The organism is uncultured Methanobrevibacter sp., assembly GCF_902769175.1.
Taxonomy (GTDB): Archaea; Methanobacteriota; Methanobacteria; order Methanobacteriales; family Methanobacteriaceae; genus Methanobrevibacter.
The window spans coordinates 42,346-58,103 of record NZ_CACXNW010000015.1 but is presented as its reverse complement, the minus strand read 5'-3'; the positions used below and the strand labels follow the sequence as shown (position 1 = coordinate 58,103).

Below are 15,758 nucleotides of genomic sequence, written 5' to 3'. Positions count from 1 at the left end.
ATGGGAAGCATATTCAATCGCTTAGATGATATCGAAGATACTGTCATGGCAGAATTAAAGGATTTTCAAAGAGCTACAGTTGAAAGAATAGATTATCTTTATAGAAAAGGTCAAAGACGTATTCTGGTTTCAGATGAAGTTGGATTGGGAAAGACTTTAGTTGCTCGTGGAACTATTGCCAAGTTTGCTAAATTAAGAAAAGAAGAAGGTGATGATTTAGTAAAGGTTGTTTATATTTGTTCCAATGCAACAATTGCTGATCAAAACCTTGATAAATTGAGGATTGTAAATGAAATACGTGCTGAAGACACTCATACTTCCAGGCTATCAATGCAGCATTTAAATATTTTTAAGCAGGAAAACGATACAAAAGTCTTAGATAAGTATATTCAGCTCATTCCTTTAACTCCTCAAACTTCTTTCAAAGTTTCTAATTCTCAAGGGACCATGAATGAAAGGGCTTTAATTTATGCCATATTAAAAAGAGTTCCTAGGTTAAGATCCTATGCTGAACAATTGGACCAAATATTTCGTTTTGCCACTGCTTCTTGGCCTGATGCTAGGGATTCCTTTGAAAATCAATTTTTGGAAGTTAATGCAAAATCTAAGGGCAAATATGAAAAGTATATGGTTAAGGAAATTTCCGATTATTTAAAGAATAACTCTCCTAAACAGGAAAAAATATTGCTAAATCCACATTTCAGCAATGAAAATCTTTTAAAAGACTTAATTAAGCTTTGTAAAAGAATTAAGAGATATGGTTTTGATAAATCTGAAGCAAAACCATTTATTGTGGAATTGAGATTAATCTTTTCAGATATTTCCTTGAATAAATTAGAGCCAGATATAATAATTATGGATGAGTTTCAAAGGTTCAGATACTTATTAAACAGTGATAAAGAGTCTGAAATGGGCAAATTAACTGCTAAATTCTTCAATTCAGATGATGTAAGGATTCTTATGTTATCCGCTACTCCATATAAGATGTATTCCACCCTTGATGAAATTGATGAAGAGCAAATTGATGCTCACTTCTCAGAATTTTTTGAAGTGATGAATTTCTTGAATGTCTGTCCAAATGAAAAAATTAAGTTTAAAGAGGTTTGGAATGATTATTCAATCAAATTAAAGGAATTTGCTAATGATAAGGATTCTTTCATAGTTGCAAAGGCTAAAGCAGAAAATTCCATGTATAAAAATATTTGCAGAACTGAAAGAATTACAGAAAATCAGTTATCTGATATTATTGATAATGATGATGTTAAAAAGCCATTATCTGTTCTTAAGGAGGATATTCTTTCATTCATAGAGGCTCAAAAGCTATTGGATGATTTGGAGTTGGGAATTAATGTGCCTATTGATTATGTAAAATCAAGTCCTTATTTAATGTCATTCATGAAGAATTATAAATTAAAAAGGCGAATTGAGTCCTATTTTAAAAGAAATCCTCAAGAAATTTACAAAATGAATAAAGATACATTTTGGTTAAATGAAAAGGATATTGCTAATTATAATGCAATTTCTTATAATAATGCTCGCTTAATTGATTTGATGGGTCATGTTTTAAAGGATAATGCAGAAAAATTACTGTGGATTCCTCCATCAAAACCTTATTATCCATTAGAAGGTGCATTTAAGGACACAGATAATTTTTCAAAGACCTTGATTTTCTCCTCTTGGGAAATGGTTCCTAGAATGATTTCAAGTTTGGTTTCTTATGAAGTGGAGAGAAAAACAATAGGAAAATTAAATAGGGATATAAATTATTTTGCTCAAAGAAGATATCCTTCACCTAGATTAAATTTTGATTTAAGGGAAGGAAAACCTGCTCAAATGGCTTTGCTTACCTTAATTTATCCTTCAAAATTTTTAATTGATGCTTATAATCCTATTGATTGCTTAAACAGGAAATTGTCACTGGAGGATATTGAACAAGAAATTAAAGAGAAAATACGAAAAGAGCTAGATAATATTCCATATGACGAATCTTTGCCTGAAGACCCTTCATGGTATTATTTGTCTCCGTTATTGTTGGATAATTCATATTTAGAGGGTTCTGATTCTCATAATTTTGTTGATATGTGGTTTAAGGATGTTAATGAATTATTTAGGGAAGACAAGCAAAAAGGTTTCTTAAAGCATTTAGATAGGCTGGAAGAAAAATTCAACAGTTTTTATAATGGTGAATCACTTTTAGGCAAAAGACCTAAAGATTTAGTTGATGTTTTGTGTGATATGTCAATTGCATCTCCAGCTATCTGTATTTACCGATCATATAATCGAGAATTGGCTAATAGGAAATTAACTCTTGAGGATCTAATTGAAAAAGGGTTAATTGGACATATTGTTGCAGGAAAAGCAAGTTCAGTTGATGACTTTTTAGACGTCAAGTCAATAAATAAAATTGTCAAGAGAACTAAAGTGTCTAAATATGATTTGATTTCTAGTGGTTTTATTGATAGGGATTTAGCTCATAATGCTTTGCCATTTGAATCTTTATTTGAAATAGAATCTATTGACCAATATGTTAAGTACACTACACAGGTTGCAAGAAGGTTTTTAAATCTAATGAATAGTCCAGAATCAATTTCCGTGATTGATTTAATCTTCAAATCAGATTTGGATGATGCTTACTGGCGTAATGTCTTAAAGTATTCTAAGCAAGGTAATTTGCAAGCTGTTTTTGATGAATATGTTCATTTATTGTCTAATGGTTTAGATGTAAGTAATGAAAATAGGATTGAAATCATCAATGCCAAATTATTGTCTTCAATGGATTTAAGAATTGCTTCTTATGATATTGACACATTCAATAGTTTTAATTCAAGGATGTCTGGAAAGAGCAAAGATGTGAATTATTTAAGGACTCATTTTGCAGTTGCTTTTACTAAAGGAAGAACTGATGACAGTGATACCAATAGGAAAAAATCAGTTAGGGGTGCATTTAATGCACCATTTAGGCCTTTTGTTTTAGCTTCAACTTCAATAGGTCAGGAAGGTCTTGATTTCCACAATTACTGCAGAAGGATAGTTCATTGGAATTTGCCTTCAAATCCAATTGATTTAGAGCAAAGAGAAGGTAGGATCAATAGGTTTGAATGTTTGGCCATTCGTCAAAATCTTGCTAAAAGATATGGTGAGATGAAATTCAATACAAATAACATTTGGTTAGAGTTATTCCATAAGGCAAGTGAAATCGAAAAGGTTGATGATTGTTCAGACTTAATTCCATATTGGGGTTTAAAGGACTCTGATGACATGATTAAAATAGAAAGGATAGTTCCTATGTATCCATTCAGCAGAGATGAAATCAGGTATGATAGATTAATTAAGTTTTTATCTTTGTATCGTTTGACTTTAGGTCAAGCAAGGCAAGAGGAGCTTATAGAATCTATTTTTAATTCCACTTTGGAAAATGAGGATTTGATGAAGAATATCAATGATTTATTTATTAATTTAAGTCCTTACTATAAGGAAGATGTTGAAGATTTTGAAATAGATTGTGAGGAAATAGAAGAAATTGAAAATTCATCAGATAATGAAGATTTTGACAAATCAGATGAAGAGAAGGATAATATTTTTGATAAGTTTTTGGATGTTGATGTTTCTGAAGATGAGCTAAATGCGAATGAGGTAATGTTATTGATGAAGTCTTAGAAGTTTTGGAAAATGATAATTATGAAAATAATTCACAAGAAGATTTAAGGGTTGATGAAGAGATGGATATTAAATTAAAATATTGTTTTAATTGTGGTGCTGAATTAGTTATTAAAGGTTCTAAGTTTTGTTATAATTGTGGACAGGATTTAAGGCTTGAGAATTTGGATTTGGAAGATGAAAATTCCCTACTTAATTCTACTTTGTCTTCTGATTCAGGAGAAGACCCAGTTTTAAAAGGTTTAAATGAAAAGTTTATTTTTCCAATAAGGTCTGAAATATGGGACGGTAATATTTGGGACAATAAAGAAGCAGAAAGAATTACTGCAAATGTAAATGATATTTGTGATGTTCAGGATTACTGGCAAAATGTAGGAAGTAAGATTATTGAAAATAATCTATTTGATGGACATTTTATTAAGTTTAATAATCATATTTTTTGGATGCCTATTGATGATATACCATTAAATTTAGCACGTATAGAAATGATGATTTTTGCTGGCTATATTAAAGTGAAACTTTTTATTGCTTGGAATGGCGATTTATATAAGTTCTTAGAAAATAAATTAGATCACATTGAAAAAGAATTGGGCTTTAAAGTAAAAGGAGAAAATCTTTCTAACCCTTATCAGATTGTTATTTATAATTTAACCGATATTAATAATAAGGATTTATGGGAAGATGCTATGCATTGGCATATTTCTGTTGCAAAGAGGTTTTATGATGTATTCTCTTCTTTAATAAAAGATTTCTGTTTAAAGAATCCTAAAGTTATGGATTCTGAAAATCTTCGTGCACAATATTGGAAAGAATTAGATTATCGTTTAGATAAATCAAATCTTTTCCCAATGGATGTTCATCATCCTTGGTCTCATTATCCATTTGTTTTGAATAATTATGCATGGGATGAAGTACGTTTTATTTTAAATGCCTATCATAATAAACATCAGATTAAAATAACTCTTGCATTAAATAAGAGCATATACAATTTCTTTATTTCCCAAAAAAGAGAAATTGAAGAAGAATTTGGTTGCAGTTTAAATTGGAAGGAAGGTAAATGGTTTTCAGATATTTTCATTACTCATAGAAATAATGTAAAAAATAAGGAGGAATGGGAAGATGCATTTACTTGGCATAGTAATAATGTGGAAAAATTTAAAAAAGTTTTCATTCCAAGAATTAATGAATTTTATAATAGATAACTAAATTGTTTATCTATTATTTTTCTATTTTTCATAACAAATTTTCCTTTCATTATTTTAATTTTAGCTATTATTAAATCATAGTTATATATAGTAAACCTATTTTTAATTAATCTTATTTTCAATTAAATTAATTCAAATTCATTTTTTATTTATTATCAATTCCATAATCTACATAAACCAATTAATTATTATAAAAGTAGTAAAAAATAGCAAGATATAGATTAAAATTATAAAAATTCATATTCTCTAAAAGTAAAAAATAGCAAAAATTTGAGATAAAAATTTAAAAAGAGACTACATATTTTCCAAGCATTCCATTTTTAGAACTCTTGCATCATCATTTGATGGATCAAGGGCAAGCACTTTGGTGAATAGTATTTCAGCTTCATCAAATTTATCAATCTCCATCAATACAACACCTTTGTTAAGTAGGAATGAAGTGTTTCTTGGTTCAAGTTCTATTGCCTTATCATAACAGTCAATTGCCTCTTCGAACCTACCAAGGTCCAATAATGCGTTTCCTTTTCTGTTTTGTGCAGTTGCATCTATTTCAGAATCTTCAAGACATAATTCCAAAGCTTTATCATATGATTCCAATGCCTCTTCAGGTCTTTCCATATCTGTCAATACATTTCCACGTGCATTCCAAACTTCAGGGTTTGAGTCATCTATTGTGATTAGCTTGTCATAAACTTCCAAAGCCTTATCGAATTCTGCTAAAATCTCTAAAATGAATCCTCTCCAGTAAAGAACCACTGGGTTGTCAGGGTTTGCCTCCAATGCCCCATCACTTGCTATCAATGCTTCCTCTATATTTCCAGAGTTAAGCATAGCTATTGCCTTATTGTTCCAAATGTATTCATTGTCCCCTTCGATTTCCAAAGCCTTGTTATAACATTCAATTGACTCATCGAAACGGTCGAGTCTGCTTAAGTTGTCTCCTTTTTTGTTTAAAAGATAAACATCATTAGGGTCTATTTTCAATGCAGCATTATAGCATAATACTGATTTGTCATACTTTCCTGTATCAAACAAGATGTCTGCCCTTTGGGTAATCATCTCCTTTTGATCTATCTTTTCCCCTTTCCATTTATTGATGTCTAATTTTTCAAAATAGATTACTTGGAACAAGTCATCATTGGAGATCTTATTGGGATACATCTTTTTGAATTCCCTAACCATCTCCTTTGCATCTTCGTATCCTTCTTCCTGAGCTAATTTGTCATTGTTTTTTATTTCCTTAAAAGGAAGTGTCTTGACATCAATGACTTTAGCTTCAAAAATCTTCTTTTTTTCTTTGGAAGCTAAATTCCAATAGCAATGAAGTCTGTCTCCAACTTTTAAAGGTGTTTTCCATAGCTTCCTTATAGTCATTGCTTTTTTATTTGTGATTATATTTATGTTCTGACTTCCAAAGGACATGATTGGCATTTTATCACCTTTTTTGGAGACTTATTAAAAAAATAGTCTTTAAATAAATAATTAAGTATCCTTAATTATATTATTATCTTTATAGAAAAATTAATAAACTTATCTATTTATTTTTCTAGCTTATCCATTTCTTAAGTTTTCAATATGAATTTTAGATGCTTCTTTGACCAAATTCTGCAGTTTTTACATTTATGTCTTGGTCTGGATGTGTTTTTTTGATTCTTTTTGCAATATCTTCCATGTCGTGAGGATTTGGCTCTTCAGCTTCTGCTAAGGATTCATCCAATACGCATCTGTTTCTAAATTGCTGTATAGTGTATAGGTCACAATCCACCTCATCAACGATTGTAAACAAATCCTCTTCGCTAAGCAATTTTGGACAATATGTGGTTCTGCATTCTAAGGTAATATTATCATATTCATTTACGATTTCCATAGATTCCCTTACCTTCTCTCCAATATCTGCATTGATAACATCAGTATACTTATCAAAAGGAGCCTTGACATCCATAGCTACATAGTCAACCAATCCTAAATCCAAAACTTCCCTTAATCTGTTAGGGTAAACTCCACTTGTATCCAATTTGGTTTTAAGTCCTATTTCCCTAACGTATTTGAAGATTTCAATAACATCCTCATATTGCACTAAAGGTTCTCCTCCTGAAACCACAACTGCATCCATAAATAGTGCAGAATCATCAATCTTCTCTTTAATCTCTTCCAAGCTGATTTCAGTTCCTTCTTCCAATATTTCACTATTGCTACAATAAGGACATCTAAGAGGGCATTTTGCTAAAAATATTACAAATGACATATTTTTAGGGTATTCAATTGATGATGTTACTGTTACACTATATTCCATTTTTTCAATCCTCAAAAAATTCAATATTTAATTATTCATTTAAGTTTTCCTTCATCATTTCTAAGAATTTCTTATCCTTATTCATTTAAGATTTCTCTCATAACATCAAGGAATTTTTTATCTTCTTCCAATGTGCAAATGCTTATTCTAAAATAATATTCATCTAATCCTTTAAATGATGTGCAGTCTCTTACAATCATTCCTCTTTTCATGAATTCTTTTGTAATCTCTGCTGCTGTAAATCCTGTATTGTGGATGTCGATTAGCATAAAATTGGAATATGATTTATAGACCTTAACAGATTTCATTTTAGATATTTCATCATATAGGAAATCTCTGCTTTCAATTCCATCCCTGATTGATTTTTCAATATATTCTGTGTCTTTTATTGTTGTAAGTGCAGCTACATAGGAAAGTTTTGTAAGGGAGAAAACAGGCTTGATTCTGTGCATGTATTCAATGATTTCCTTACTTGAAATACCATATCCAATTCTCATTCCTGCAAGTCCCATTACTTTAGACATTGTTCTGATGATGAAAATATTGTCATATTCATCTAAAAGGTTTACATTGGTGGTTTCAGAGTACTCAAAGTATGCTTCATCTATTACAACTAATGCATCACATGCTCCTCCTTTGGACTTGTTTGTCTTATCTAAAATTGCTCTTAATTGATCTTGACTAATTAATGCTCCAGTTGGGTTGTTTGGAGTGCATAAGAATAGCATTTTTGTTTTTTCATTGATTGCATTAAGCACAGAGTCTAAATCCAAAGTATTTGTTTCTAAATTCCATTTTGCATAGTTTGGAATTGCTCCATATGGTTTGAATAAGAATTCATAATACATATAAGAAGGTAAAGGGACTATAAATTCGTCGCCAGGTTTGATAAATGTTTTTGCTAATGTGTCTATAATTTCGTCTGCTCCATCTCCTCCAACAACAATTTGCTCTGGCTTTACATTAGAGTATCTTGCAAACTCCTTTTTAAGCTCTTCCAAATCGGATTCAGGATATCTGTTTATATTTGCAAGTTCTTTCTCAATCGCTTCCTTTACTTTTGGAGATGGTCCCCATGGATTTTCATTAGACCCTAATTTGATGATATCTTCTTTCTTTACTCCAAACTCTTGTGCAATTTCCTCTTTGGATCTTCCAGGAACATAAGGGTCTAATTCCTCTACTGCTTTACGTGCTTTCATTATTTTACCTTCTTTAGTCTAATTATTGATAATTTTATAAAATGTAATTTTTTAATAATGTAAAAAATTTAAAAAAAAGAGAAATTAAGAAAATTTATAATGATTTATAAATTTTTCTTATAATGTTTTTGTTTTTGGGATTTATTGAAATGGCTTAGTCCTCATATTCATTTGCAAGCTCAACATAATGCTTTGCATTCCAAAGAATATGGTCCCTTTGCTCTTGTGTAGTTTCCTTAACAAGCTTTCCAGGAACTCCTAATATTAGGCTATTTTCTGGAAATTCCTTATTTTCGCTTACTACTGCTCCAGCACCTACTATTGAATTCTTTCCAATTTTAGCGCCATTCAATACAGTAGCGTTCATTCCTATAAGAACGTTGTCTCCTATTTCACATCCATGAACTACTGCACCATGTCCAACAGATACATAATCTCCAATCTTAAGGGTCAAGTTTGCTGAAGTGTGCAATACACAGTTGTCTTGGACATTTGAGTTTTTTCCAATTCTTATAGGTCCTACATCTCCTCGAATAACCGCACCATGCCAAATGGAACAGTTTCCACCAATTTCAACATCGCCAAGTACTTGTGCGCCAGGGAATATTTTTACGGGTTCATTGAGTTTCATAATATACTCCTCTTTTAGTTTTTTTTTTTTAATTAATTTATAAATTAATTAATGTGATTTTTGTATTTAATTTATTCTTGCTTTTCCTCTGCTTCTTCAAGAGAGATTTGTCCAGTTTCCTTCTTGTTTTGGAAAATGTGCTCTTGCTTTACCAAAACTCTCATGTCAGATTCCAAGTCTTCATATAATAGAACGCCAGAACCAATTGTAGCTCTTACTCCTATTTTAACTCCTGGGCTTAAGCTTGAGTTAATTCCAGTTTTTACAGAGTCTCCTACAATTGCACCTAATTTACGTCTTCCAGTATCTGTTTTCTTATTCTTAATGGTTGTTTTCACAGTCTTATTGTCAAAACGTAAGTTAGCAATATTTGTTCCAGCTGCAATATTACAGTTAGAACCTAAGACAGAGTCACCAACATAACTTAAATGGCTTACATTGGTGTTTTCCATAATTATTGAGTTTTTGATTTCTACAGCATTGCCAATGTGGACATTGTCTCCAAAGTAGGAATTTCCTCTAATATAGGAGTTAGGTCCAATATCACAGTTTTTACCAATGTATACAGGTCCTTTAATGTATACTCCAGAACGGATAAGGCTGCCTTCATCTAAGAATACTTCACCATGAAGTGTAGCTCCTTCTTCAACAGTTCCCTTGATTTCTCCTTTAATGTGATTAAGCAATTCTTCATTGGTTTCAATCAATTCCCATGGTTTTCCAATATCTTTCCATTCTTTAGTGGTTTTATGTCCTTTAACTATTTTTCCATCAGCTATTTGTAAGGTTAATGAATCGGTAATCTCATATTCTCCTCTTGGGGAAAGTTCTGTCTTCTCAATCTTATCAAAAATGTCCTTATTGAAAATGTAAATTCCAGTATTGATTAAATTGCTTGGAGCTTCTTCCCTTTTAGGTTTTTCTACAATCTTTATGACATTTTCTCCATCTAATTCAACTACGCCAAATGCACTTGGATCATCTACTTCTGTCAATACCATTAATGTGTCTGGCTTTGACTCTTCATAATCTCCAATGATTTCTCTAAGTATTTCAACATCAAGGATAATGTCTCCATTAAGGCTGATTAAGCTGTCTTCAATGAAGTCTTTTCCATAGCCAATAGCATCTGCAGTTCCTTTTAAAGTGCTTTGGGTTGCATAAGAGATGTTAACTCCAAATTCATGACCATCCTTAAAGTAATTTCTGACTATTTCCTCTTTATATCCTACTATAAGAAGAATGTCTGTAACACCACAATCACGTAGTGCCTCTATATTATATTGAACAATAGGTTTTCCAGCAACAGGCAACATTGTTTTAGGTTTTGTGAGAGTCAATGGTCTCATTCTTGTTCCTTCACCTGCACTTAAGATTATAGCTTTCACCAAATTCCTCCTAATCGATTATTTTATTTATCATTCCCTTTAAAATATTTTCGCATTTTTTTGATTAAAATTATCTTATCTTTTGATGTCATTTTAATCAAATATTAGATACCTTATTATTTATATTACTTCTTATTATATTATAATACTTATTGTTTTTTTAGTTGAATGTTTGATTTTATATAATGCCTAATTGCTGTTTATTTTTTTCATTTAATCATAAAAGTTTTTCTTTTAAAAGAAGAATATTAGTTTTTTTAGTTAATGCACTTTTAATTGTTGTTTATATTGGATTTATATGCAAGTATTCACTTGCATGCAAAAAATAATTTATATGTTGTCTTATAGAAATTAAATTATAATTAAAAAAATTGTGGTAATTATTATGAAAAAATCTTTTTTAAAATTTGCTTGCATATTTATTATTGCCATGTTTTGTTTAACACCTTTAGGTGCTATTGACTTAAATCATGGTGGCAATACTAAATATGTCAATCAAGAAAATGAAACAAATAGTTTAGTGGATGATTCAAACTTCACTGGCATTGACATTAATCCTGCTGAAGATTTGGATAATGATGGTGGCAGTGACAATAAGACAAAGGTTGTAAATGGTTCAGACATTAATCCTGTAAATTGTAGTGATGTCCACAGTTCTCAAGTTAATCTATCAAAAGCTTTTCCCGATTTAAGGGCACGTATAGCGGATATTGACTATGGCGAAGTGCCTGTTGTGGAAGTTTGGGCGGATGAGGGGCTTTTGGCTTTAATTAGAATGGAATGTCCTGATTTCATAGGCCCTTATGGGGTTGGTATTGAGAATGGTTATATGAAATATCAATTTCATGAGTATGATTTGAAGCCTGGAACTTATGAGGTCAAGATTTACACCATTGGCACTTCAAAATTTGATCCACAGGAAATCACTACAACATTCACTGTAAGAAAGCTTAGGCCTAATTTTAACATTAAATATATTGATAATATCACTTATGGAAAAGATGTTGTTATTAATGTTAATGCAGATAAAAGATTCAATGGCACAGCTAATATTAAGTTGAACAATTCAAAAACCGTTCCAATTAAATTTGTTGATGGATTTGGTAGTGTAAAGATTGCTAATTTGGCTCAGGGGCAATACGATGCTGTTGTTGATTATGATGGAGATGATATTTTTGCTCCAGCAAGGTATATATCAAACTTTACAGTATTTGGAAATGCCGATCCTGAATTAAGTGTATCTGTTGCTGATATTCAATAGGGTGAACATCCTATAGTCAAGGTGCATTCAAACAAGCACTCTAATGGAACTGTTAAGATTAAAACCAACCATTCTTCCGAATACTTTTTTGTAAAACTGAGAAATGGAAACCTTGATTTTGAAATACCTGAAGATTTTGCATTAGGTAATTATACTGTTTGTGTCAGTTATTGTGGAGATGGCATATTCGAACCATCTGAAGTTGAAACAGGTTTTGCTGTAGAAAAGGCAGACCCTAAGATAAGCATCCATGTTGCGGATTGTAAAAAATCTGATTCTGAAGTCCATGTTGTAATTGATGCAGATAAAGGATTCAGTGGAAATGTAACTGTAGGATTGGACCAGTATGTTTGGGCTAAGGAAATAGAAGTTGTAAATGGTCATGGAGAATCTGATTATCCTAATTGGTTTGATCTTGGAAATCACACTGCTAGGGCAAAAACTTCTGGAAATGAATTTTTCAATGCAGACAATTGTTCTTCAAGTTATAATATTATTGAGGGATAATCTAAATGTAAATTTTTGAATGAAATTTATTTTTCATTCTTTCTCTTTTTTTTAAATTCTTTTAGTATTGAATATATTTTTTTCAATGTCTTTTTCTTTAAACTCTTTTAGTATTAAGTATATTTTTTTTCAATGTCTTTTTCTTTAAACTTTTTTTAATGTCTTCATTTTATCTATGGAATTAAGTGCAATTATTGTTCGTGCAATGTAGAATCATATAAATTAAAAAAGTTTTTTATATTAGTTAATACATATTAGAATTATAGTTAATTAACTAATATTTGATTAATTAAATTATTTAAAAGGTGATTATATGGTAAAATATGTTTGTATGCACTGTGAATACACATGGGACTCTGAAACCGGAGATGAAACTTACAAAGTACCTGCAGGACCTATTGAAGACTTCCCAGATGACTGGGTATGCCCTAAATGTGCAGCAGGTATTGAAGGAATTATTACAGAAGATGAATAAGTTTTCTATTAATTCTTTTATTTTTTAATTTTTTTATTTTTATATATTTTCTTATTTTTCTATTTTTAGCTATTTTTAGCTGTTTTTAACTATTTTTAAAAGGTTTATTTTGTTTTATGCCTATTTTAATCATTATTTAAATGTTTTTTTTTGAAGTTTTTAAAATAAGTTAAAAAAATGGAAAAAAATTAGAATAATAAAATTAGTTTGAAAAATTAGATTTTTTAAAATTTGATTTAAATAAAAAAAGAAAGCAAGAGAATATTAAATATTCTCTTTAATGATTTTAGTACATGTGTCTTTGATGTATTCGGCTTTTTCTTCGGTTTTAGCTTCTAAAGTTATTCTTACATAGTCTTCAGTTCCAGAAGGTCTTACTAAAACCCAGCTTCCATCATTGAAGCTTAATCTGATTCCATCAATAGTGTTAATGTCTTTGATGTCATCGAAAGCATCATTTAAAAGGGATTCCATATTTTCCATAACAGCTATTTTTGCCTCTTTTGAACAGATGACCTTTTCTCTCATGTGAGGGTATTGATGGAATTTTTCAAGAAGTTCAGAGAGTTTTCCTTCTTTGGATACGATTTCTGCCATTCTAAGTCCTGATAATATTCCATCTGGACACATGCAGAAGTCTGGATGCAACCAAGTTCCTGAAGGTTCTCCTCCAAAGCTTGCATTTTCTTCAATCATAACTTCCGCTACATTGACGTCTCCTACTTTGCTTCTAAGGACCTTTCCTCCAACTTCTTCCATTGCCTCATCCATACATAATCCTGCATCCACTGTGGTTACAACAGTTCCGCCGAATTTCTTTGAAACAAGAGCTAGAAGCTTATCAAATTCAGACACTCTTCCTTTTTCATCAACAGTAATCATTCTGTCTGCATCACCATCGTGAGCAATTCCAAGGTCTGAACCTGTTGCTACAACTGTTGCCATAAGGCTTGAAAGGTTTGCTATATTTGGTTCAGGGTTTCTTCCTGGGAAGAATCCGTCAACTTGTGAGTTTAATGTAATGACTTCACATCCTGCCTTTCTGAATAATATTGGGGAAAGTTCAGATCCTGCACCGCATGCACAGTCTATAACCACTTTAAGTCCTGGCTTAATGTCTACAATATCAAGCAAGTCCTTGATGTATTGCTTTTTGATTTCATCGTTATGGCTGATTATGCCTATCTTATCCCATTCCACAAAGCCAAAGTCTTCAGTATAATAGATTTCTTCAATTTTTGCTTCCTGTTCTGGTGTGTAAGCCATTCCGTTTTTATTCCAAAGCTTGATTCCATTGTATTGTGAAGGGTTGTGAGATGCAGTAAGCATTATTCCTGCATCAGCATCAAGCTTTAATGTTGCATAACCTACAAGAGGTGTTGGAACCATACCTATTTTAATTACATCCACTCCATGTTCAATAAGTCCTGCTGAAATGGCTTGCTCCAACATTCTGTTTGTAGTTCTTGTATCATAACCGATAACTACTTTACCGGTATTCTTTAAGTATTTAGCTAATGATTTACCTATTTTCAATGCCAATTCGGAGTTAACTTCTGAACCGATCACACCTCTTATTCCAGAAGTTCCGAATAATTTTTTGTTTACCATATTTTCGCTCCTATGAATAATAAAAAGTAATATAAAAATTAATTCTATTCTCTTTTTTTAAGCTCCAAACTTATGTGCATATCCCATTAAATCAGTAAGTATGTTCATTACATCAGCACCTCTGATTCTGCACATGCCACCTTTCATCACTGCATACTCGTTATACTCTTTTACATCATCCACTCTTACTTCAGGACCATTTATCAAGATAGGAACTAGGTCTCCTGAATGGTTTTTAACAGAAATAGGAGTTGAATGATCTGCAGTTAAGAAGATATAGACATCTTCCAATTTAAGGAGTTCGCTCATTACAACTTTATCTACCTTTTCAATGAATTCCAATTTTTCTTGAGCATTTCCATCGTGGCCTGCTTCATCTGCGCCGTCAATATTGATTAGGAAGAAGTCATGTTCACTATTGTTCACTTGGTCTAAAATAGTGTCTCTAATGTTTTCGAGATTTGTGTCGGTTCCTCCAGTTACCCCTTCCATTTCTATGATGTCCATTCCTGCAAAACGGCCTATTCCTACAATAAGTCCAGTTTCTGCAATGCAAGCGGAGTTTACTTCATATTTGTCATTGATAAGTTCTACTTCAGGGACTTCACCTGCACCCCGTGGAATGATTATATTTGCAGGTGCTTCACCTTCTTCTATTCTTTTAAGGTTTATTGGATGGTCTTTTGTCATTTCATAAGATTTAGCCACTAACTTGTTTAGAATGTCTGCAGTTTTTTCTGCTTCTGGACTTCCGTCAAGTCCTTTAACAACTTTAGGCTTGTTTCCTTCTACTTTAGGATCTGCATCACTTACTTTGCCAGACAAGCCTTCTCCTCTAAGGACTAAAACTGCTCTGTGTCCAGTTGATTCCTTAAAGATGATTTGAATGTCTTCATATCCTTCAATTTTCATAGTATTTAATGTAGCTATGATGTCTTTGGTTCCTTCTCTGATTCTTCCAGCACGTCTGTCTGTAATGATACCATTTTCATCTGATGTTGAAAAATTGCATCTGAATGCTATATCTCCAGGAATAACATCTACACCAACACCTACTGCTTCAAATGGGCCTCTTCCAGTGTATACTTCGTAAGGATTGTAACCTAAAATGGATAAGTGTGCAGTATCACTTCCTGGAATTATTCCAGGTGCAATTGAGTCCATTAATCCAGTGATTCCTCTTTCAGCCATCTTATCCATATTTGGAGTTTTAGCTGCTTGAAGTGTAGTTTGATTGTTGAGTTCTTTTAAGGGACGTCCAGCCATCCCATCCATAACAAGTATCATTCCTTTCATATTTTCACCATCTCAATAAGAAATATAATAGAATTATTAAGTTTTATACCTTTTTTTATAAATCTTTTTTAATATTGCATTTTAAAAAAATAATTTTAAAAAATTTATGCTTTGCCTTATTTTTAAAACATTTTTTATAATCAGTATAAAATATTACTATTAATAAAATATATGAATTTATATGTTTATAAAACTTGTTTTTATTTATTTGATATTTTATTAAATAAATTTT

General features: G+C 31.3%; 12 protein-coding genes. 5 read left to right on the top strand and 7 right to left on the bottom strand.

The genetic code is table 11. The features are described 5' to 3' along the window. Positions 1 to 3,657 carry a DEAD/DEAH box helicase gene (locus tag QZV12_RS06505; RefSeq protein WP_295619053.1) on the top strand — a complete coding sequence of 1,219 codons (3,657 nt, stop codon included), beginning with the start codon at positions 1 to 3 and terminating at the stop codon, positions 3,655 to 3,657. A 5-nt stretch (positions 3,658 to 3,662) separates the two neighbouring features. After that, a complete protein-coding gene (locus QZV12_RS06500) occupies positions 3,663 to 4,859 on the top strand; it encodes a DUF4268 domain-containing protein (RefSeq protein ID WP_295619050.1) in 1,197 nt (398 codons plus the stop codon). Between the two features lie 297 nt (positions 4,860 to 5,156). On the opposite strand, the gene QZV12_RS06495 is transcribed toward QZV12_RS06500, so the two are convergent. From QZV12_RS06495 to glmU, 5 genes are all read right to left on the bottom strand, one after another. Further along, positions 5,157 to 6,293, bottom strand: coding sequence for a tetratricopeptide repeat protein (locus QZV12_RS06495; protein WP_295619047.1), 1,137 nt, complete (start codon positions 6,291 to 6,293; stop codon positions 5,157 to 5,159). 151 nt (positions 6,294 to 6,444) lie between these two features. Then, positions 6,445 to 7,155, bottom strand: coding sequence for an anaerobic ribonucleoside-triphosphate reductase activating protein (locus QZV12_RS06490; RefSeq protein WP_295619044.1), 711 nt, complete (start codon positions 7,153 to 7,155; stop codon positions 6,445 to 6,447). Positions 7,156 to 7,232: 77 nt separating this feature from the next. After that, positions 7,233 to 8,357 carry a histidinol-phosphate transaminase gene (gene hisC / locus QZV12_RS06485; protein ID WP_295619041.1) on the bottom strand — a complete coding sequence of 375 codons (1,125 nt, stop codon included), beginning with the start codon at positions 8,355 to 8,357 and terminating at the stop codon, positions 7,233 to 7,235. 154 nt (positions 8,358 to 8,511) lie between these two features. Beyond that, on the bottom strand, positions 8,512 to 8,988 hold the full coding sequence (locus QZV12_RS06480; RefSeq protein WP_295619038.1) for a gamma carbonic anhydrase family protein: 477 nt from the start codon (positions 8,986 to 8,988) through the stop codon (positions 8,512 to 8,514). Positions 8,989 to 9,059: 71 nt separating this feature from the next. After that, positions 9,060 to 10,376, bottom strand: coding sequence for a bifunctional sugar-1-phosphate nucleotidylyltransferase/acetyltransferase (gene glmU, locus QZV12_RS06475; RefSeq protein ID WP_295619034.1), 1,317 nt, complete (start codon positions 10,374 to 10,376; stop codon positions 9,060 to 9,062). Between the two features lie 430 nt (positions 10,377 to 10,806). Here glmU and QZV12_RS06470 point away from each other — a divergent pair, with 430 nt between their 5' ends. The 3 genes from QZV12_RS06470 (at position 10,807) to QZV12_RS06460 (ending at position 12,619) form a co-directional block, all read left to right on the top strand. Further along, the gene (locus QZV12_RS06470) at positions 10,807 to 11,637 is read left to right on the top strand and encodes a hypothetical protein (RefSeq protein ID WP_295619031.1); all 831 of its coding nucleotides are present in this window, start codon (positions 10,807 to 10,809) and stop codon (positions 11,635 to 11,637) included. Positions 11,638 to 11,658: 21 nt separating this feature from the next. After that, the gene (locus tag QZV12_RS06465; RefSeq protein WP_295619028.1) at positions 11,659 to 12,144 is read left to right on the top strand and encodes a hypothetical protein; all 486 of its coding nucleotides are present in this window, start codon (positions 11,659 to 11,661) and stop codon (positions 12,142 to 12,144) included. Between the two features lie 313 nt (positions 12,145 to 12,457). Next, positions 12,458 to 12,619: a rubredoxin gene (locus tag QZV12_RS06460; protein WP_295619025.1), complete on the top strand. Its 162-nt coding sequence runs from the start codon at positions 12,458 to 12,460 to the stop codon at positions 12,617 to 12,619. Positions 12,620 to 12,883: 264 nt separating this feature from the next. Here QZV12_RS06460 and glmM read toward each other — a convergent pair whose 3' ends face one another. Both glmM and QZV12_RS06450 read right to left on the bottom strand, forming a co-directional pair. Further along, positions 12,884 to 14,230: a phosphoglucosamine mutase gene (glmM, locus tag QZV12_RS06455; RefSeq protein WP_295619023.1), complete on the bottom strand. Its 1,347-nt coding sequence runs from the start codon at positions 14,228 to 14,230 to the stop codon at positions 12,884 to 12,886. A 57-nt stretch (positions 14,231 to 14,287) separates the two neighbouring features. Beyond that, on the bottom strand, positions 14,288 to 15,526 hold the full coding sequence (locus tag QZV12_RS06450; protein WP_295619020.1) for a 2,3-bisphosphoglycerate-independent phosphoglycerate mutase: 1,239 nt from the start codon (positions 15,524 to 15,526) through the stop codon (positions 14,288 to 14,290). Between the last annotated feature and the right edge of the window lie 232 nt (positions 15,527 to 15,758).

Bases quoted from the DNA above. Each gene is read 5' to 3' on its own strand.
- QZV12_RS06480 (WP_295619038.1), bottom strand. From the start codon at position 8,988: ATGAAACTCAATGAACCCGTAAAAATATTCCCTGGCGCACAAGTACTT.
- QZV12_RS06505 (WP_295619053.1), top strand. From the start codon at position 1: ATGGGAAGCATATTCAATCGCTTAGATGATATCGAAGATACTGTCATG.
- QZV12_RS06450 (WP_295619020.1), bottom strand. From the start codon at position 15,526: ATGAAAGGAATGATACTTGTTATGGATGGGATGGCTGGACGTCCCTTA.
- glmM (WP_295619023.1), bottom strand. From the start codon at position 14,230: ATGGTAAACAAAAAATTATTCGGAACTTCTGGAATAAGAGGTGTGATC.
- QZV12_RS06490 (WP_295619044.1), bottom strand. From the start codon at position 7,155: ATGGAATATAGTGTAACAGTAACATCATCAATTGAATACCCTAAAAAT.
- QZV12_RS06495 (WP_295619047.1), bottom strand. From the start codon at position 6,293: ATGCCAATCATGTCCTTTGGAAGTCAGAACATAAATATAATCACAAAT.
- hisC (WP_295619041.1), bottom strand. From the start codon at position 8,357: ATGAAAGCACGTAAAGCAGTAGAGGAATTAGACCCTTATGTTCCTGGA.
- QZV12_RS06470 (WP_295619031.1), top strand. From the start codon at position 10,807: ATGTTTTGTTTAACACCTTTAGGTGCTATTGACTTAAATCATGGTGGC.
- QZV12_RS06460 (WP_295619025.1), top strand. From the start codon at position 12,458: ATGGTAAAATATGTTTGTATGCACTGTGAATACACATGGGACTCTGAA.